The organism is Lachnoclostridium phytofermentans (genome assembly GCF_000733755.1).
GTDB classification, from domain to species: domain Bacteria; phylum Bacillota; class Clostridia; order Lachnospirales; family Lachnospiraceae; genus Lachnoclostridium; species Lachnoclostridium phytofermentans_A.
This window is the reverse complement of the sequence record NZ_JPOF01000006.1, coordinates 535,158-555,558: the sequence shown is the minus strand read 5'-3', so window position 1 is coordinate 555,558 and position 20,401 is coordinate 535,158. Positions and strand designations below refer to the sequence as shown.

Genomic DNA, 20,401 nt, shown 5'->3' with positions numbered 1-20,401 from the left:
GTGAAAGAACATATTAATTTAGAAAGGTTGTCACAATGTGGCATGCAATGGGTGTAAAACATGAAAAGAAAGGTTGATATTAATTTTGACTGGATGTATTCTCCAAACTTTAATGAGTCTTATATTTCCCCAACGTTTGATGTTTCATCCTATGAGGATTCGTTATTTGAAGAAGTAAATCTTCCACATACCAATATAGAAGTACCTTACAATAACTTCGATGAAGGGATGTACCAGTTTGAAAGCTGTTACAGAAAAGAAATATGGATTGACAAATTGGAGCAGGGTGAACAGGTATATGTTAAGTTTAACGGTGTTATGGCATATGCGAAAGTCTATCTGAATGGTATCTATGTAGGAGAACATAAGGGGGGATATACACCTTTTAAAATAGACTTAACCGTTGCTGCCAATCAGGGTGAGAATAACCTATTAACAGTTTATGTGGATTCAAGTGAGAGAAATGATATACCACCATTTGGTTTTGTTGTTGATTACCTGACTTATGGTGGTATCTATCGTGAAGTATCATTGGAGTATTGTAATAATGTAAGATTTGATGCTGTATGTGTTAAAACAAAGGATGTTTTAACAAAAAGGCCATTTCTTGATATTGACTTATATACATATAATAATTCCGAGGACCCGTATGAACTAATTTGTAAGTTTGATTTCATATATCAAAAAGAGTGTATAAAAACATTTAATAAGGTAATTAACATTACGAACCAGAGGAAGGAAAGAATTAATGTAAAAGAGGAAGTTTGTGGAATCAACTTGTGGAGTATTGATGAACCAAACCTATATTATATTAATGTACAGTTAATCAAAGATGAGAGTATTATAGACACACATAATATAAGATTTGGTTTCAGAGAAGCTCAGTTTACAGAAGAAGGTTTTTATCTGAATGGAAAGAAAGTTAAAATTCAAGGCCTGAATCGTCATCAATCCTTTCCTTATGTCGGTTATGCAATGCCAGGAAGTGCCCAATATAAAGATGCAGAAATACTCAAATATGAGTTAGGTGTAAACACGGTGAGATTATCACACTATCCCCAGAGTGATTACTTTTTGGATCGGTGTGATGAACTGGGGCTTCTGGTATTTGATGAGATGCCAGGATGGCAGCATATAGGAGATGAAGCCTGGCAGGATTTAGCTGTAACGCATGTGGAAGAAATGATCCTGAAAGACTTTAATCACCCTAGTGTTATTATCTGGGGAGTGCGAATAAATGAATCTAGTGATCATGATGAATTATATAAAAGAACCAATGCATTAGCAAAAGCTTTAGATGATTCAAGAAGTACGGGTGGTGTTCGCTGCATAACCAAGAGTCATTTGCTGGAGGATGTTTATACATATAATGATTTTATTCATAATGGTGATAACCGGGGACTGCAAAAAAAGAAAAAAGTAACCCGATCGAATAAACCATATCTGATAACTGAATATAACGGACATATGTATCCAACTAAGAAGTTTGATGATGAAGCTCACAGGGTAGAACATGCAATAAGGCATTTGAATGTTTTAGAGGCAATGCATAAGGAGAACAAGATATCTGGGGCTATCGGTTGGTGTATGTTTGATTACAATACCCATAAGGATTTCGGAAGTGGTGACAGAATTTGTTATCATGGTGTCATGGATATGTTTCGAATTCCTAAACATGCTGCCTATGTGTATGCTTCGCAACAAGAGAACAACCCTGTGATGCATGTTGCTAGTCCACTTTGCATAGGTGAGTTTGAAGGGTCGATGTTACATGATGTCTATGTTTTTACAAACTGTGATTATGTAAAACTGTATAAGAATGGCGATTATGTTGGAACATTTTATCCAAGAAAGGATCTATATCCTCATGTAAAACATCCACCGATGATTATTGATGACTTTTTAGGTGATGCCATTAAGGAAAATGAGAGCTTTTCTCCAAGGGATGCTCAGTTAATAAAGAAATTGCTCATGAAAGTTAGTAAATCAAATGGTGTTTTAGGGCTTATGGATACGTTAAAAATGGGATGGATTTTCCTCAAATATAAAATGAATATGCTAGATGCAGAAAATTTGTATACCAAGTACTTAGGTGGTTGGGGAGGAAAGGCTACCGACTATGCATTCGAAGGTTATATTGGTGAAACATGTGTTACAAAAACGAATAGAAGTCAGGTTTTTAAACCTCTTTTAAAAGTAGAAGTGGATAATAAAAATTTAGTAGAGGAGAAAACCTACGACACCACCCGTATCGTATTAAAATTATTAGATGATAATGGTAATGACATTGTCTACGCACATGATTCAGTAATGATTGAAACGAAAGGTCCTATAGAAGTAATTGGTCCTAAAATAATCTCATTGATTGGCGGCTCGGTAGGTTTTTGGATAAAGTCAGTAGGTAGGGCAGGTGAAGGACAGATTATAATCCATTCAGAACGCTTTGGAGTCACCACGGAAACTATTCATGTTACCAAATAAATAATAGAAGCAACGAGGATTTTGCATTTTGAAGTGTAAGCTAGTGTTATACTTATTACTTCTTTAATTCATAACCTCCATTTGCGAATGCCATATGAAAAATAATTTTACGGTTATCTTATTAGGAGGAATTAACCATTGGTTGAACTATATTCGTTTAATATCAACTCAGACTTAGCAAAGGAACAATATAATTATTACAAGAAATTAGTCAGTGCTGATAAGTTATTACAGATAGAGCGTTTTCGCTTTGAAGAGGATAGAAGGCGATCTCTTTATGGTGAAATTATGGTAAGAAGATTAATCCGTGATAAATTTGGGATTGATAATTCTTTAATTGTATTTAAAAGCAATGAATATGGAAAACCATATCTAAACGGATATCCACAAATTCACTTCAATATTAGTCATTCGGGTACCTGGGTAATAGCAGGGATTGGATGTCATGAGCTTGGTGTTGATATTGAACAAATAGGAGAAAATAATGAAGATATCGCAAAAAGGTTCTTTACAGAAAAGGAATACTATAATTTATGTAATAAGTGTGAAAAGGATAGAGCAGAATATTTTTGTGAATTGTGGACGTTAAAAGAAAGCTATATTAAGTGCATTGGGAAAGGATTATCAATACCATTGAATTCTTTTGGTTTTGAAATTGAGAAGAATGAAATATCTTTTTTTCCTTCCAATCATAATTATTACTTTAAAATACACGATTCTCTTTCTGGTTATAAAGTTGCTGTGTGTTCAGAAGAAGAGATTGATAACAGATTGCAGGATTTTTCATTAGATCTTTAGGCTATGAGTTTCCGGATGATTAGTTACTTTATCAGCTAATCATCCAGAGATACATAGTCTTTTTAAATATCTTTGTTGTTACTGCTCCAGATACTTATCAACAAGTGATAATATGGAAGATAAGGTAGGTAATTTTTTGAAATCTAAATATTGATCTTCGAATTCAATATGAAACTCCATTTCTGTTGAGACAATCAATTTTACAAAGGCTACAGAGTCTATACCTATGGTTGTAAGTGGTTCATTCAACATTATATGAAAGGCCTTCGTTCTATTTGGCACAATTTCAGACACAACTTTTCTGAGTCTTGATTCCTGTGTAACTAACGAACCGCTTTGACTAGGATTGTAGCTCATTAGCTCGCTTTCTGATGCTATTTCAAGCTGAAGCAATGCTTTTTTATCTACTTTTCCATTAAAACTTAATGGAACCTTATCAATTTTTATATAGTTAGTTGGTATCATGTAATGTGGTAGAAATTTTTCTAAATATTCGTTCACATCACTATCGAAAGAGGTCGAATCTGAAACTATAAAAGCACATAATATATTATCTTTTACTACTACAACTGCTTCTTTTATCTTGTTATATTTTAGTAAATGGTATTCGATTTCTCCTAATTCGATTCTCTTACCGTTTAGTTTGACTTGACCATCCATTCGTCCTAACACTTCAAGTATCCCGTTAGGGAGCATTCTAGCTAAATCTCCGGTTCTATATAATTTTTCTCCTTTAAGGTACTTGTTAACAATGAACTTTTCATTTGTTAGCTCTGGTCGATTTAAGTAGCCTCTTGCCAGTCCATCCCCAGATATACATAATTCTCCTTCTTCTCCGATAGGACAAAGCTCACCTTGATGATTAAGAATTAGAATTTGAGTATTTTGAATTGGTGCTCCCACAGTAACGATATTGCTTGAGGTTAAATCACCGACAGTCGACCAGACTGTTGTTTCGGTCGGACCATATAGGTTATATATTTTAGCCCTAGTGTGTTCTTTTAGTTTCTCTAATAATGCCTTTGGAAATGGTTCTGCTCCAACCATAATCTCAGTTAAGACAGTTAGAAAATCAATACTTTTTCCATAATTGAACATGAGCTGAAGTCTTGAAGGCGTAATTTGCATCATAGTAACCTGATTTTTTATGATACAATCATTTAGGTATTTTGGATTATTTTTCTGTTCCTCTGTGGCGATTACGATTTTCATACCTTTTGCTAAAGGTAAAAGAATCTCTGGTATTGACATATCAAAGGCAAAAGAAGCAAGTGATAGTATAGTTTTATCTTCCTTATAGTCAATGATAGAGGATAATCCTGAGATAAGATTAATTATAGATTTATGCTCTATCAGGGTGCCCTTTGGTAATCCTGTTGACCCTGAAGTATAGATAACATAGATAAGGCTATGTAGGGTAGTAAGGTTTTCTAGATTATTGCTATCACCTTGATATAATTGATTACGATCAAGATAAAGTGTTTTTCCTTGAAACGAGATGAAATCTTTTAAATGCTCCATGGTCAAAAGAACATTAATATTACAATCGTCAAGCATATAATGAATTCGCTCTATTGGATATTCTGGATCGATTGGAAGATAAGCACCACCAGCCTTTATAATGGCTAATATACCGATAAACATTTCCATAGAACGATTTGCTAGGATACCAACGATATCATTTGGTTTTACAAAATTATCTCGTAACATTCTAGCAAGTTGATTTGATTTCTGGTTCAGTTCCTTATACGACATTGTTTGATCTCCGAAAACCAAAGCAATCTTATCTGGTTTATCTTTTGCATTCTGTTCAAATAATTCAAAGACAGTCTTTTCCGTGTTATAATCCAGTTCCTGAATATTTTGAAGTAAGGAAAGTTCCTTATGAATCATCATATTTTCATTCCTTTCTTTACATAGGGTAACATTAGATACTATCTTCGCTTACACATTCAACAAGTATATACGATATGTGAATATTTGTCAGTAGACATAATGTTAAAAAATTCCTTAATAATTGGAAATAATTTGTATGAAACGCTGAAATTTACAATTCAGAAAATATGAATTTTCGTTGATAAAACCAGTATATATAAGCTGTTAGAGAAAGTTTCGTAGAAAATTTAACAATCAGAAATTACATAATTTGGATTGACTTTTAAAAGATAACGTTATAAAGTGTGAAAATAAATCTTCGTACACACAACTTTCAAAATAAAGCGACAAGGAGGTTTCAAATGTCTATATTGTTAGAAAACAGAAAAATAGATTTAGATCCTATTCATTTTGAGCATAATGATTGTCTAGAAGATCAATTAATTTCTGTAATTGGATGGTTTAGAAAAGATATACCAATCGACCACTTGATTTGGCATCTATGTGAGGTTTGGAATTTTACATTCAAAGAATCAAAAAATCAAAAAACTTCTCTTGGCAGAGCCCTTGTTTCAGATGCATTTACTGAATATGAGGTTTATAAAAAATACTATGGTGTTGCAGTGAATTTACATACCATTGAAACCCTTGATGATTTTATTGAGGTAGCAAAGAAAGAGTTATCAATGGACAGACCTGTTGTCATTATTCAAAAATCTTATTGGATACCTTGGGATCCAAATTTTAAGATAAACAAAGAATATACCCATGCTTACATTGTATTAGATATTGATCTGGAACAAAAAAGAATGATTGCAGCGGATGGTTTATACATGCAGAAAAATGTTTCAATTCCTTTCGAAAATGTAAGAAAAGGTTTTACAGGAGAATATTATACTTTTCATTTAGAGGATAATGCAGTAACGCTAAAAGAAGGATCAGAGACCTGGAGAAATTCTCTTAAACCTATGCTTGAAAAAGTACATGTGGAAAACAATCAAGACAGTATGTTTCATCATATGAATGAATTTGCAGATAGGGTTGAATTATTGAATGAGTTGAGTTTAGAAAACCAAGCAGGTAGTACAGATTTTGTGACTTCTGATTTGTATAATGCATTATCCACTATAATCAATAGTCGTAAAAAGATAGCAAGATTCATGAAATACCTAGAAGGTAGAAACAATATAAAAAGGTTTTCAGACTTTGTTGTTTTGTTTGATCTGGCAGCTACAAAATGGTATGACATACAACATAAATTCTTAAAAGCAAGTTTTTTACCAGACTTTTCTGTGATGAGAAATAGAATCGCAATGAGTATTAGGGAGGTAGCAGAATTAGAAAAAAATATTGCGCTTGACTTACAGAATTTTATCTTACTATATGATCAGAATGTATCCAATCAGAGAGCAATTAGTAATGCTATGAAAGAACCTGAGAAATATAAGAAAATATCTTTGGTCAATTTAGAAAATTGTTTTAATAATAAGGGATTTGGAGAGATTGGGCATGATGGAGCTTCTTTTGCCGCAGGTGGACAGTTTTTCTCTACGAAGCATTTACCAGAGAAAGCTATATGGGATGTGAAAGGAATCAAATTTCATGTACCAAACATTACTAAGATATCTTTAGATAACCTTACTTGTAATGGGCAGATAATTTCTGTGGAAAAGGATCAATATAACTGCTTCATGCTTCTAGGATGTTCGGAACAGAACAGTTTTACTGACGAAGTAGAAATTTATTACAGTGATGGAAGTAATGAAAAAGTAATTATCTCATTATCCGATTGGTATTTACCTCCACAATTTGAAGATTGTATTGCGTGGCAGGGAAATATTGTAGAAAAGGTTGATGGTTCCTCTATTTTATCTACACATCTGTATCAAATCTTTGCAAGCAAGTACAGAATGAATCTGGATAACAAGCACATTATTTCTATAAAACTACCAGAGTGCCTGAATATGCATCTATTTGCAATTTCTTTAGGAATTAGCTAATCAATAAATATGGGGAGTGATATTAAAATGCTAGATTATAGGACATTAAAAGACATATTAGAAAATGAAAAAAACAATGAGAAGAAGGGAATTATTTTCATCAATGAACAACAGGATGAAAAATATGTTACATACAAAGAGGTTTATAACAAATCATTGTCAGTACTAGGTTTTATACAAGACAATGGAGTGAAACCAGGGGATGAATTATTATTACAGATAAAAGAGAATGAATTATTTATTTATACTATATGGGCTTGTATCCTCGGAGGATTTATAGCCGTGCCGGTGCCAGTCGCAGAAAAGGAAGAACATAAGCTAAGAGTTCATAATATCTTCCGAATTTTAAAGAATCCATACATCATTACTTCACAGAATAACATAGGCGATTTACATATGGATTCTGGAAGAAATGAAGTTTATGAATCTAGTTTAGAAAATATGGTTGAACGAAGCATTTTATTGAGTAAAGCATTCGACTACAATACAAAAGCAGGAACAACCACCAATGGAACCCCTTCGGATACTGTTTTTGTCATGTTTTCATCGGGCTCTACTGGTGAACCCAAAGGTGTAATGTTAACAAATGAAACTATATTAACTCAGATACGTACTACGAATCAATACTTTGAAGTAAATGAAGAGGATAAATTCTTAAGTTGGATGCCACTTACACATACTATAGGACTTAACATGTTTCATCTATTACCACTTGCCTCCTCAGTTAGTCACTATATCATTTCAATGAATTTATTTATTGGGAACCCTTGCACATGGTTTGAGTTAGCAAGTAAGCATAGAGCTACTATTCTTTGTTCTCCAAATTTTGGATATAAGCATCTTTTGGATGAATTTTCTGTATCTAAAAAGTATGAATGGGATTTATCTTGTATTAAAGTACTGATGAATGCAGCGGAGCCAATCTCTAAAAATTTATTAGATGATTTTTATACTAAAATGAAGCCGTATGAATTGGATAAAAAGGCAATCAGTCCTTCCTATGGAATGACAGAGACATGTATGAATATGTCTTCCAAAATGGTAGGCAAGGAATACAAATGGTATTCACTAAATCGTACATCGGTAAGTGTAGGCGATGAAATGAAGGAAGTTGATGAAGAAGATCTAAACAGTATGCTTTTTGTAAGTGTGGGTAATGTGGTAGATTGCTGTGAAATTAGAATCTGTGGGGACGATGGTGAGAGATTTAAAGGTGGTATCATCGGGAATATAGAGGTAATAGGAAAATGTGTTACTTCTGGTTATTATAATAACCAACAATGCAGTGAAAAAGCATTTACAAAGGATGGATGGCTTATAACTGGTGATTTGGGATTTGTAAAAGATGGAGAACTAGTAATTACAGGAAGAGCGAAAGATATTATTATATCGAATGGCCAAAATTTTTATGCTTATGATATAGAAAGAGTAGCGCAAGAAATCAATGGAGTAGAAGTTGCCGCAGCATGCAGTGTCTTCGATGAGGTTAGTAAGAAAGAAGCTGTAGTACTATTCCCACAATACCTAGGTGACTTGGAAGGTTTTGTTGGCCTATCAAATAAGATTAAGAAGCATGTTAGTGCAAAAACGGGATTAAAATTAAAATATGTACTGCCATTAGATGAAATACCAAAGACCGGAAGTGGCAAGATACAGAGATTCAAATTGAAAGAAATGTTTTTGAATGGAGAATTTGATAAAGTAAAATCACAGCTAGAACAAATAAGATTAAGTAATGTAGTCGAAAATATTACGATACCTCAAAATGAATTAGAACAAAAATTAGTAGATATTTTCAGTCATGTGTTAGGTGTAGAAACGGTAGGGCTTGATGATGATTTTTTGGAGTATGGAGGTAACTCACTAAATGTTTTATATGTTTTAACCAAGTTAAATGCCGAGGGAATTCATATTAATACAAAATATTTTCTCGAGCATCCAACGATAAGAGAGTTAAGTAAAGTAGCAAAAATCGAGAAGGAAAATGGTAGAGAAGAGGAAGTTATAACAGGTGAATTACCACTATTACCAAACCATGCGCTTCTTGATATTCGTAATCTGTATGGTGATGTCAATCATTGGAATATTGGAATTATGGTGGAAGCAGATCCTATCCCTAGGAAAGAACAGATCGAACATGTAATTGCTTATCTATTAAGTTATCACGATGGATTAAGACTTCGAATCTATAAGGAGGGAATGGAATGGAAACAGCATATGGAAGGGATGCCAAATCAATTACCAATAACTTATTATGATTATTCAGGTATGAAAGAGGATAAGCAAAAAGAAGAAATAGAAAGAACCGCGGAAGAATTGCAGCATGCAACTAGTTTATCTAAGATGCCAGTAAGATTCGCTGTATTTTATATGGGGGAAATGAAACCGACTCGTATACTAACGTTGATACATCATGGGATAGCAGATGGTTATGCCATGTCAATCTTTGGACAAGATATGTGTACTGCCTTTTCTATGGAAATGCGAGGAGAAAAAATATGCTTGCCACAGAAAACGACTTCACTAAAAAGGTGGTCAGAATTCTTAAAAGAGTATGCTCAGACGGATGAGATGCGTAAAGAAATTGATTACTGGACAGTAGCTGCACAAAATGAGGTTAAGAGTATTCCGGTTGACTACCCGGATCAGTTAAATAATAACTTGTTCCGATATGAGCGGGTACTCGGTAAATATTTGTTATCCAAAGAGAAAACAGACATTCTATTTAAGAAAATAATAGGACGTGGGATAGAATTAAATGATATTGTATTAACAGCAATACTTAGGGGACTTGAAAGATGGACTGGTTATAAGAGCTTACTGATTGACTATGTTTTTAATGGAAGATATCCGTTTCATGATTCCATCAATCTGTCAAGAACGGTTGGCTGGATTAATTACTTTGTTCCACTTTACCTAGATCTTTCTGATAAGGAAAATGGAATTCAAGCATTTGACTATGTCAAAGATAAGTTGCACCATATCCCAAACCACGGGTTAGGGTATGGAGGTCTGCGTTATTTATGTGATGATAAAGAAATATTAGAGCAGATGGGTAAAATCCCTTATCCTGAGATTACGTATAACTATTTTAATGCAGAGACAATCTATGATAGTTTTACAGAGAAAAAATGGGGGTACATAAAACCAGCAAAAGAATCTGCTGGGGAGAATGAAGGGGAATATATTAATCGAGGTCGACTTATTGATTTTGTTATTGCAAACAAAGAGGAAGGACTTTTCTGTAAATTGCAATATAGCTGTAACATTCATAAGGAAGAGACAATGAGTAAACTTTTTTATTATGTAAAAGAAGAATTGGAGTGTTTGTTCCAGGAACTACAAAGCGACCTATATAATAAGAAAAAAAGTATGTAATAAAGTCTATCTAGTATACATGTAGAAATTGAGCTAGGCGACCGAGCTTCTTTATGTAAAGGATTATGGAACCGGTCAGTGTATGGGTACTCAATTGCAGTAAAACCGCTGGCTATGAAGAATCCTTTACTTTTCCTTAGAGAAGTAAGGGATTTTTATGTTTACTAGGTAACATATGACCATCGGATATATTAACATAAGCGTTTGAACAATTTATCCCATACAGTAATCAATCAATAAAAGGGTATGACGGAGAAGAGATTAATAGAAAAAATGGATGATAAAATATGTTGTAATTAATTGATAAGGTATTATAATTAGATTAATTAATTTTCAGTTAGATAGGAAAATAGAAAGAAGGATATCGAATGATTGATGAAATTCTAGAGTTTAATAAAACCTTTGTTGAAAATAAAGGTTATGAAAAATATATCACCAATAAATTTCCACAGAAAAAAATCGCAATTGTATCCTGTATGGATACTAGGTTAACAGAATTATTACCAGCCTCCTTAGGACTTAAAAATGGAGATGCAAAAATCATAAAAAATGCAGGTGGAGTTATATCACACCCATTTGGTAGTGTAATGCGAAGCTTATTAATAGCCATATATGAATTAAATGTTAGAGAAATACTAGTGATAGGTCATACGGATTGCGGTGCTAGATATACGGACAGTCAAAAAATGATAAAAATAATGAAAGAACACGGAATAACACAAAATAATATAGATATGATCAAGTATTGCGGAATTGACTTTGATTCATGGCTGGGTGGTTTTGTAGATTTAGATGATTCAATAAAGAAGTCAGTTGAACTGATACGTAATCACCCATTAATCCCAGAGATGGTAATGGTACATGGATTAGTAATCGATTCTGAAACTGGGGAGCTTACTAAAATTGTTTAATCATTAGGGATACATAACCAAGTGTATTGGTATAGTTGCCCGTAACATAGTTGATACCACTTAGTGGGTTTCATAGTAGTCATTAAGTTAACATTAATCAGCCAAGAAAGAAAAGGAATTTGAATGAAACAAATCATACTAATACCGCAAGATGTAGATGATTCAGGAAAAGATTATTTGATAGAAAAAGGATATGAACTACGAATTCTTCATGACAGTTCAATAGAAACTATCTGTAATAATATTAGCGATTGTAGTGGCCTTTTACTTCGTACTGCTCCATGCACAGAAGAGGTTTTTGATGCAGCACCTAATTTAAGAGTAATAGGAAGACACGGGGTTGGCTATGATAATATTGATCTCGCAGCTGCAACAGCTCGTAGGATACAGGTTTGTTATACACCATTGGCAAATGCAAACTCAGTTGCAGAGCATACCATAATGTTATTATTAGCTTGTGCGAAGAATCTTGTTATAAAAGACAAAGAACTACGGCAGGGAAATTATGAAATCAGAAATCTAATGCCAGGAAGAGATGTTTTTGGTAAGACCTTAGGTATTATAGGATTTGGAAGAATTGGAAATAGTGTTGCTAAAAAAGCGGCGTTAGGTTTAGAAATGAATATCCTTGCATATGGACATCGACTGAAGATAGATAATGTTCCAGATTATGTAACAATAATGGAGGAAGTTGACGAGCTTATACGACAATCTGATTTCATTTCGTTACATATTCCATACAGTGAAGAGACGAAAGGTTTCATTGATTCTAAAAAGTTGTCGTTAATGAATCCAGATGCAGTTTTAATCAATACTGCAAGAGGAGGAATCGTAAACGAAGATGATTTGTATCAAGCTCTTAAAGAACATAAGATATTGGGAGCAGGTCTGGATGTTTTTGAGGAGGAACCATTTAAGGAGACGTTATCAAACATATTCCAGTTAGATAATGTAATAGTAACACCTCACAGTGCAGCGTTAACAAAAGAAGCAATGGCGAGAATGAGCTTGGATGCAGCAATTGGTATCGATGAAGTTCTTAGTGGAAGAAAGCTATCGTGGCCGGTGAATCAAATAGATGAAAGAAACCACGGTATTTAGTTATATGTATTCCTGTATTAGCAGGTAATAGGAATATAGATATCAGCTTCACAATAATCTTCCTTGCAGATATGCTGATTAATACATTCAAAATGATACTGTCTGGTTGGTTTCAAGCTTGTTGTGGGAATCCATAGAGTTTCAATCACTTCATAAATTTCGTGTAATAATCTCATCGTAAGTTCTTCTGGTGAGTGAAATCCAACATAGCGAAATACGGCATAATCAGAACGTTCGATGGTTTGACAGGTAAATACGGGATTAGAATCAAATGGTTCGGAAATTTCTATACTAGGCATATAATAATCTGCGGTATTATAGTCGTAATAGGTTACCAATCCATAATATAGATGTTCGTTGACAGCATTTTTAATAAGTGAACGTTGATGATAATAAAAATCCATTGCACTGGAATTCGCCGTTGCAGTATGGTAATTCTCTATATGGTTAATTAAAGTTTTAATACCAGCAAGATGGAATTTTGGCTTAGTGCAAAACCAGGGTGTAATAACAATGCCTTTTGAGATATCATTTAGCAGGCTAGTATCAATTCTAGGTACAATTGTTAATACGCAGTTTTTCTGGCGAAAGGCTGAAGGACTAAGACCGAATAACTGTTTAAAAGCTCGTTCATAACTTTGTTCATATTCAAAATGATACTCATTAGCGATATCAATAATCTTAAGGTTATCGTCTTGTAATTCTTTCAGGCTGCTGGTAAGCTTTCTACCACGTACATAAGAAATGAGAGTGGTACCAGTAATGGTTTTAAATAGTCTATGAAAATGAAACTTTGAAATACATAACTGTTTTGCAATTTCATCTAGAGATAGACTTGTCTTCAAATTATTTTCAATCAGAGTTACGGCATCCTCAATCAGCCTTCGATTAGCAATATTCATAATAGCCTCCCTAAAAAACTAATATAGCAAGAATTGTTCATTCAGTTCTTAAGGATAATGATATACTATTGATAGCAATCTGTCAAAATATAGAAATTATGGAAGGGGTAGATAAATGAAACGGATTTTGAAGACTATTTTTCTATTTGTTATTGTAATCTTTGGTCTGACAGGATGTAAGAATGATTCACAGTCCCCTGAGGAGGAAGTATCTAGTGGAATACTAGATACCATGGAGAATCAAGAGTCAAAAGAGAATCAGGAAACAAAAGAAAAGCAAGAAGCAAAAGAGAATCAGGAAACAAAAGAGAATCAGGAAACAGTAGAAAATCAGCAAACGAAAGACAGTCAAGAAACCAGTCAGGAAACGGAGCAAGAAGCATTTATATTAAAAGAAGGAACTATAGAAACCGTAGCTTATAACTCCAAAGCAATTGCAGAGAACTTGATTGAGGAAAATACGGAAAAAAAGATTTATATATATCTACCTCCGTCTTATCAGGAAAGTGAAAAAGAATATCCAGTAATTTATTTTTTACATGGATTTGGTGAATCAGCTGCTGCATTTGTCAATTATGCAAAAAAAGGACTTAATGTAACCTTTTCTAAAGATTCTTCCAAAGAATTTATTTTGGTAGCAGTGGAAGGAGGAAACTCGGCAGGAGGGTCCTATTTTGTGAATTCACCTATCATAGGTAACTGGGCAGATTATACGACGAAAGAAGTAGTAACTTATATTGATGACAACTACAGAACAATTGCAAAGGCTGAATCCAGAGGAATTTGTGGCTTTTCTATGGGCGGGTTTGGAGCACTAAATCTAGCTTTTCTTTATCCAGATATTTATGGAGCGGTTTATTCAATGTCTCCTGGTGTCATAGCTTTCGGTAAAATAGATGGAGCACTTGACTCATGGAAAAACGATAGTAGATTTTTAAAGGCATATTCCTATGCATTTGCATATAATACAACACCTCCATATGAAGCGATACCACTTAGAGATGGTTCGGAGGCAGACAACAAATTAATAGAGCGGTGGGAATCTGGATTTGGTGATTGGAAGGAAAAATTAGATGCTTATTTGGCATTAGAGAAACCGCTAAGAGCAATTGGATTATGTTATGGAGTGAATGACTATTACAGTTGGATACCAGAAGGGACAAAATATTTATCGGAACTTCTGAAGGAGAAGGATATTGTACATACTCTATTTTCTTTTTCTGGAGGACATAACGTCCCGGGAAATGTAGTGGAAGATCATTTGGTTCCATTTTTCAATGAAGCTTTACTATGGGAATAAAGTAGTGTAAATATAATAAAAGTATAAGAAGTAGTGCAGTTATTTACTTGCACTACTTCTTTGATAGTTCCAGTTAAGGAAAAGTCCTCGTATTCCAGTTTATTCTTAAGTTCAATACAACATCGCTTTCGGTGGCTAAAAGCTAAACCAAGCTTCCTATTTTGTGTTTTTTACAATGTAATGTATATAGCGTATTAACACATAGAAAACGATGCAAACAGCGATGATTTCTTCAACTTTTTCCAAAACGGATAAAAAACGGATGGTATGACCCTGTGATATAAGAAAAGCATTGCTCGATTTTAAAGCGATGGCGGAAATTACGAGTGGAAACGTAAACCCAGAATAGCTAGGATAAAACTTTAACTTTAGTAACTGAGTTAATTTGATGATCGCTAGAAAATATATAACTTGGGATAGTATTAATAAAAACCCTAAAAGAAACATATGTTTCGCTACAAAAGAATTTATGTAACCAGCCAAACACAAGGAACCAGGAGCTGAGAAGATAATAAGGGTTGGCAGTGCTGGTTCTGGAATTTTCTTTACTACCAAAATTCGTTTTCCTACAATAGGAAGTAAAATCAAATAACTAAGAAGAGCAAAATAAAAGGTCCACTGTCCAATCGTAGGATGAAAGGCTTTACCAGTAACGGCAGCTACTGCTATTCCAACATATACAATAAACCAGCTTGGGAATACCTCCATAATATTGAAGTTCTTAACAAACTTTTTTGTAAAGTAAAGGATAAGAATAATATGGAGCACTATGGCAGCAATCCAAATGGAAAACGCTACGCTTTGATGATATGGTTTTACGTAAGTTGCTAGGAGCATGATACCCATAGAATAGGTAGGAAAAACGGAAGCTCCAATTGGTGTGGATAACTCTTTTTTTAAACCTGGAAAATCACAAGCAAACTTTAACGTAACAAAAATAAAGATTATAGCGGACAATGCACCCAATATCGTTCTATAAATATCTCCATAAGATTGGATTAAGTTCCCCAGAGCAGCAAGACTAAGCATAAGTCCTACAATTGGCATAGGAATTTTCTTTAGAAAGTGATTCATGTTCTTCCTCCGGCGTTATTCTTCCACGTTAATTATACCAGCTTCTACAAATTGCGTAGCTACCCACTGCGCAACCTTACCGGTAATAGCGACACAATGTTGCTTTCTCTCAGGAGACTGGAAGTTATCGCCGTTCCATTGACGGGTAATCACACGGCAACATAAAGAGTTGTATTCTTCTTTGATATAGTCATGAAGTGCTTTGGCTATTTCAAGCATTTTTGGATTCATTGGCTCTCCATGAATCCTGCCGTATACCATGCCAAGTGCCATCTCGCCACCGGATACTGCACCGCATAGGCACTGTGCTTTACCAAGTCCGATAGGAAAACCGGAAGCTAATTTTACTACTTCATCTGGATATGGTTTCCCTAATGCATCATTGATTGTTTTAACAACCGCTTCGGAACAAAAAAATTCTCCTTTACTAAAATAATCTTCTGCTGTTTTTCTAATGGTTTCTACATATTGTTCTTGTTTTGTATTCATTTTATTAACCTCTATTCCTTTGTTAGTTAGTCAATTTTACCAGCTTATTTTCTATGCATACGTAATTGATTTTATTGTTTTGTAGATATGACGAAAAAATCAAACTATCGATACTTAAATATTATCAACGTACCTGAATTCTAGCATAGTTATGAGAACCGGTAAAATTCATAATCTTTATGTGATTGATTTATTTATAGAAAAAATCTATAAATAAATTGATTAAAGAGTGCGGGTATGATATATTGGTGGTGTCGATTATTGACTGAAAGCAGGTATATTGTATGGAATTAAAGCAATTAGAAGCATTTGTTAATGTTGTGGAATTGCAAAGTTTTTCTAAGGCAGCACAAAAATTATATCTTACTCAGCCAACCATAAGTTCCCATATTGTTTCCTTGGAAAAGGAGTTTAATACTAAATTTCTGGAACGTACAACTAAAAATGTGCAAACAACAGTAGATGGAGAAAGATTATATGAATATGCCAAAGAAATAATGGCGATCAAGGAAGAGCTCTATCAAGGATTTGGTAAAGAGAGAGAGGAAGAACAAAGAATTCAAATAGCAGGTTCTACTATTCCCTCCCAATACATACTACCTGAGTTGATTCAAGCTTTTCAAAAACAACATGATAAAGTTTGTTTTACAATTAATCAAGGCGACAGTGAACATGTAGTAGGAGAAATCTTAAAGCATAGAGCAGTGATTGGGTTTGTGGGAATAAAAAGTAAGGATGACAGACTACGCTATATACCTTTTTATGAGGATAAATTGGTCTTGGTCACACCGAATGAAAAACATTATCAAGAGTTATTAAACAGAAATTGTTCCTTTGATGATTTGATAAAAGAACCGATCATCTTACGAGAGAATGGATCTGGAACTAAAAAAACCGCTGAAAAATTCTTGGAATCAAAAAAAGTCGATATACAGAAATTAAATGTAGTAGCATATATTAACGATCAGGAAATTATAAAAAAATCTGTGAGTAGAGGCATGGGAATTACTATTATGTCTAAAAAAGCGGCGCAAGATTATGTCGAGGACGGAAAAATACTGATGTATGAGCCAGACGAGGAAGAAGTAACGAGAAAGCTTTATATTGTATATGCAAAACGTAAGAAATTAGATAGACTGGCAAAAAAGTTTATTGAGTTTTGCTGCCAATTTTATGCTTAGAAGTACTCGCTGCAATGACATACATTCTACTTTCAGAAAAATTCACATAATTTTAAGAAGCTAGAATAAGTAAAATTTGAATGTTTTTAAGGATACAAAGCAATATACATCGTATTCATAATTGAATGGTATCAATAAAAATAGATGAATAAAAAAATATCAATTGGAAGTTTTGTGCCATCGTAATCATTGGCACAAACTTTTTATGTACAAATTTCGTGTGCTGAAATGGAGGCAAACTATATGAAATTAATAAAGACAGAAAATGCAGTGGGACATGTACTATGTCACGATATGACTCAAATTATAAAAGGGGTAACTAAGGATGCTATCTTTCGCAAAGGACATGTTGTAACCAAGGAGGATATACCGGTCTTATTATCGATTGGCAAAGATCATCTGTATGTGTGGGAAAAAGAAGAAGGAATGCTTCATGAGAATGAAGGAGCAGAGATACTATGTTCTATCTGTAAAGGGAACCATATTGAAAGAAGCGGTGTAAAAGAAGGCAAAATTGACCTCTACGCAGAGTGTGATGGAATTTTAAAAGTTAATACGGAGCTGTTAAATAAGATTAATTTCTATGGAGAGATGATGATCGCCACCAGACATGGGAATTTCCCAGTGAAACGTGGGGATAAACTTGCAGGTACCAGAATTATTCCTCTTATTATTGAAGAAGAAAAAATGGAGAAGGTTAAAGCAATCGCAGGAGATAAAAAAATCCTTGAAGTGAAGCCTTTCTTACATAAAAAGGTTGGAATCATTACCACTGGAAATGAAGTATTTTATGGAAGAATTAAAGACGAATTTACTCCAGTTATTTTAAATAAATTAAAGGAATATAGTACAGAACTAGTAGAGCACGTAATTTTAAATGATGATCATAAAAAAATAACAGATGCTATCTTAAACTTAATTAATAAGGGAGCAGATTTTGTTATCTGTACCGGCGGAATGAGTGTTGATCCGGATGATAAAACACCCCTAGCTATTAAGAATACCGGAGCGGAAATCATTACTTACGGTGCACCAGTATTACCAGGTGCTATGTTCTTGTTATCTTACTATAAGGGAGATATTCCTGTGATTGGACTACCTGGCTGTGTTATGTATTCCAAACGAACCATTTTTGATTTGATGCTGCCAAGACTGATGTCAGGGGAGAGAATTACCTATGAGGAAATCACAAAATTAGGGCATGGTGGCCTTTGTTTGTCTTGTGATATCTGTACTTTCCCAAATTGTGGATACGGTAAGGGAATGTAGAAATCGAGAAAAGTTATTAAAATAATGTCTTTATTATAAGAGGATAGATAGGAGAATAGAATGGACTTTACTCATTTTGATCAGAATGGTAATGCAGTAATGGTTGATGTAAGTGATAAACAGATCACAGAACGCGAAGCCATTGCCATAGGAAGAATTAAAGTTAGCAAAGATTGCTTCAATGCTGTGAAAGAGGGGACTGCTAAAAAAGGAGATGTTCTTTTGGTAGCTAGAATTGCAGGAATTATGGGAGCAAAAAAGACTTCGGAACTAATTCCATTATGTCACATATTAAATCTCACAAAAGTCTCCATTGATTTTCATATGTTTGAGGATAGCTTTGAGATTGAAGCTGTCTGTACCGTAAAGGTATCAGGAAAAACCGGTGTTGAAATGGAGGCTATGACAGGCGTAAGTGTTGCCTTATTAACGATTTATGATATGTGCAAAGCCATTGATAAAACGATGGAGATTGGCTCCATCTATCTTGCTGAAAAAACGGGAGGGAAAAGTGGATACTTTAACAACCGTAAAGAAAAATAAAGTAATCAGCTAGAAATCTGTGATATTCCACAAAGCTGCCTAGCATTATAAAAGCGCGTGAAAACGTAAGAATAGAGGCTAAAATGATTGACCAATATAAAAGACAAATTGATTACATGAGAATTTCAATTACTGACCGATGTAATTTAAGATGCACCTATTGTATGCCGGTAGATATTGAAAGACTGGAGCATGAATCAATATTAACCTATGAAGAAATCCTTAGGATTTGTCGGAGTGCTTCCGAACTTGGAATCCGTAAAATTAAAATTACGGGTGGCGAACCTTTGGTACGCAAAGATGCCATAAATTTAATAAAAGAGATAAAAGCAACTCCTGGTATCGATTTTGTTACGTTAACAACCAATGGAGTACTTTTGGAAGAACATACCGAAGCGTTAGCGAAAATTCCACTAGATGGAGTCAATGTAAGTCTTGATACATTAAATCCAAATACTTTTAAGAAAATTACCGGAAGGGATGAGTTTGTTACCGTATGGAGTGGCTTGCAGAAGTTAATAAAATCGGGTATTCCAACCAAGATAAATTGTGTTCCTCAAAAGGGTGTAAATGAAGTTGAATTAATGGACATTGCAGAATTAGCAGTTAAATTGCCTGTGGATGTGCGTTTTATAGAAATGATGCCAATTGGTTATGGGAAAGAATATGAGCCAATCAAGGGTGAGGAAATCAAGAGTAGAATTAAGGAAAAGTATCCGAATATAGCCAGTCAAAAAAAGATAAGAGGGTTTGGGCCAGCAGAGTATATAACTTCTGAGGAATGGATGGGAAACATTGGATTTATCAATGCAATCAGTCATAAATTTTGCGCTTCGTGTAATCGGATTCGTTTAACTTCCAGAGGTTTTTTAAAACCATGTTTATGTTATGGTGACGGGATTGATTTAATGACTGCCATGCGAAGTGGTGTTTCTGATATGGAATTAAAGAATTTAATATCAAGGGCAATCGAAAAAAAACCATTAGAACACAATTTTGATAGACAAGAAGACTCTTTTCATCCTGACTCAATTAGTCAGGAACTGAAACGAAACAATATGGAAAAGAGAGAAATGTTTAAAATAGGAGGCTGACACAA

The 20,401-nt window shown here is 34.1% G+C and carries 15 protein-coding genes; 11 read left to right on the top strand and 4 right to left on the bottom strand.

Translation table 11 applies throughout. The annotated features are described in order from the left end of the window. Positions 1 to 60 precede the first annotated feature (60 nt). Together CC92_RS0115810 and CC92_RS21125 are read left to right on the top strand one after the other, a co-directional pair. On the top strand, positions 61 to 2,481 hold the full coding sequence (locus tag CC92_RS0115810) for a glycoside hydrolase family 2 protein (RefSeq protein WP_029505277.1): 2,421 nt from the start codon (positions 61 to 63) through the stop codon (positions 2,479 to 2,481). A 138-nt stretch (positions 2,482 to 2,619) separates the two neighbouring features. Next, the gene (locus CC92_RS21125) at positions 2,620 to 3,279 is read left to right on the top strand and encodes a 4'-phosphopantetheinyl transferase family protein (protein WP_029505448.1); all 660 of its coding nucleotides are present in this window, start codon (positions 2,620 to 2,622) and stop codon (positions 3,277 to 3,279) included. Between the two features lie 78 nt (positions 3,280 to 3,357). Here the strand turns inward: CC92_RS21125 and CC92_RS0115800 are convergent, their stop codons facing one another. Then, a complete protein-coding gene (locus CC92_RS0115800) occupies positions 3,358 to 5,175 on the bottom strand; it encodes an amino acid adenylation domain-containing protein (protein ID WP_029505279.1) in 1,818 nt (605 codons plus the stop codon). A 341-nt stretch (positions 5,176 to 5,516) separates the two neighbouring features. On the opposite strand from CC92_RS0115800, the gene CC92_RS0115795 reads away from it, so the two are divergent. The 4 genes from CC92_RS0115795 (at position 5,517) to CC92_RS0115780 (ending at position 12,544) form a co-directional block, all read left to right on the top strand. Next, positions 5,517 to 7,154 (top strand): hypothetical protein, encoded by a 1,638-nt coding sequence (locus CC92_RS0115795; protein ID WP_029505280.1) that lies wholly within the window; start codon positions 5,517 to 5,519, stop codon positions 7,152 to 7,154. Positions 7,155 to 7,181: 27 nt separating this feature from the next. Next, the gene (locus CC92_RS0115790) at positions 7,182 to 10,532 is read left to right on the top strand and encodes an AMP-binding protein (RefSeq protein ID WP_029505281.1); all 3,351 of its coding nucleotides are present in this window, start codon (positions 7,182 to 7,184) and stop codon (positions 10,530 to 10,532) included. 368 nt (positions 10,533 to 10,900) lie between these two features. Beyond that, complete coding sequence (locus CC92_RS0115785; protein WP_029505282.1) at positions 10,901 to 11,443, top strand: beta-class carbonic anhydrase; 543 nt, start codon at positions 10,901 to 10,903, stop codon at positions 11,441 to 11,443. 123 nt (positions 11,444 to 11,566) lie between these two features. Beyond that, the gene (locus CC92_RS0115780; protein WP_029505283.1) at positions 11,567 to 12,544 is read left to right on the top strand and encodes a hydroxyacid dehydrogenase; all 978 of its coding nucleotides are present in this window, start codon (positions 11,567 to 11,569) and stop codon (positions 12,542 to 12,544) included. A 17-nt stretch (positions 12,545 to 12,561) separates the two neighbouring features. Here CC92_RS0115780 and CC92_RS0115775 read toward each other — a convergent pair whose 3' ends face one another. Then, entirely contained in the window at positions 12,562 to 13,446 is an 885-nt protein-coding gene (locus tag CC92_RS0115775) for an AraC family transcriptional regulator (protein WP_029505284.1), read from the bottom strand. A gap of 115 nt (positions 13,447 to 13,561) precedes the next feature. Here CC92_RS0115775 and CC92_RS21830 point away from each other — a divergent pair, with 115 nt between their 5' ends. Further along, positions 13,562 to 14,746, top strand: a complete 1,185-nt coding sequence (locus CC92_RS21830; RefSeq protein WP_051650996.1) for an alpha/beta hydrolase — start codon at positions 13,562 to 13,564, stop codon at positions 14,744 to 14,746. 156 nt (positions 14,747 to 14,902) lie between these two features. Here the strand turns inward: CC92_RS21830 and CC92_RS0115765 are convergent, their stop codons facing one another. Then, on the bottom strand, positions 14,903 to 15,820 hold the full coding sequence (locus CC92_RS0115765) for a TDT family transporter (protein WP_029505286.1): 918 nt from the start codon (positions 15,818 to 15,820) through the stop codon (positions 14,903 to 14,905). 15 nt (positions 15,821 to 15,835) lie between these two features. Continuing rightward, complete coding sequence (locus CC92_RS0115760; protein ID WP_029505287.1) at positions 15,836 to 16,309, bottom strand: C-GCAxxG-C-C family protein; 474 nt, start codon at positions 16,307 to 16,309, stop codon at positions 15,836 to 15,838. A 284-nt stretch (positions 16,310 to 16,593) separates the two neighbouring features. Here CC92_RS0115760 and CC92_RS0115755 point away from each other — a divergent pair, with 284 nt between their 5' ends. The 4 genes from CC92_RS0115755 to moaA all read left to right on the top strand — a co-directional run bounded on the left by CC92_RS0115755 (position 16,594) and on the right by moaA (position 20,396). Further along, positions 16,594 to 17,490, top strand: a complete 897-nt coding sequence (locus CC92_RS0115755) for a selenium metabolism-associated LysR family transcriptional regulator (RefSeq protein ID WP_029505288.1) — start codon at positions 16,594 to 16,596, stop codon at positions 17,488 to 17,490. A 243-nt stretch (positions 17,491 to 17,733) separates the two neighbouring features. Then, complete coding sequence (locus tag CC92_RS0115750; RefSeq protein WP_029505289.1) at positions 17,734 to 18,759, top strand: molybdopterin-binding protein; 1,026 nt, start codon at positions 17,734 to 17,736, stop codon at positions 18,757 to 18,759. Positions 18,760 to 18,819: 60 nt separating this feature from the next. Then, complete coding sequence (moaC, locus tag CC92_RS0115745) at positions 18,820 to 19,302, top strand: cyclic pyranopterin monophosphate synthase MoaC (RefSeq protein WP_029505290.1); 483 nt, start codon at positions 18,820 to 18,822, stop codon at positions 19,300 to 19,302. A gap of 83 nt (positions 19,303 to 19,385) precedes the next feature. Next, positions 19,386 to 20,396 carry a GTP 3',8-cyclase MoaA gene (moaA, locus tag CC92_RS0115740; protein WP_029505291.1) on the top strand — a complete coding sequence of 337 codons (1,011 nt, stop codon included), beginning with the start codon at positions 19,386 to 19,388 and terminating at the stop codon, positions 20,394 to 20,396. The last annotated feature ends 5 nt before the right edge of the window (positions 20,397 to 20,401 follow it).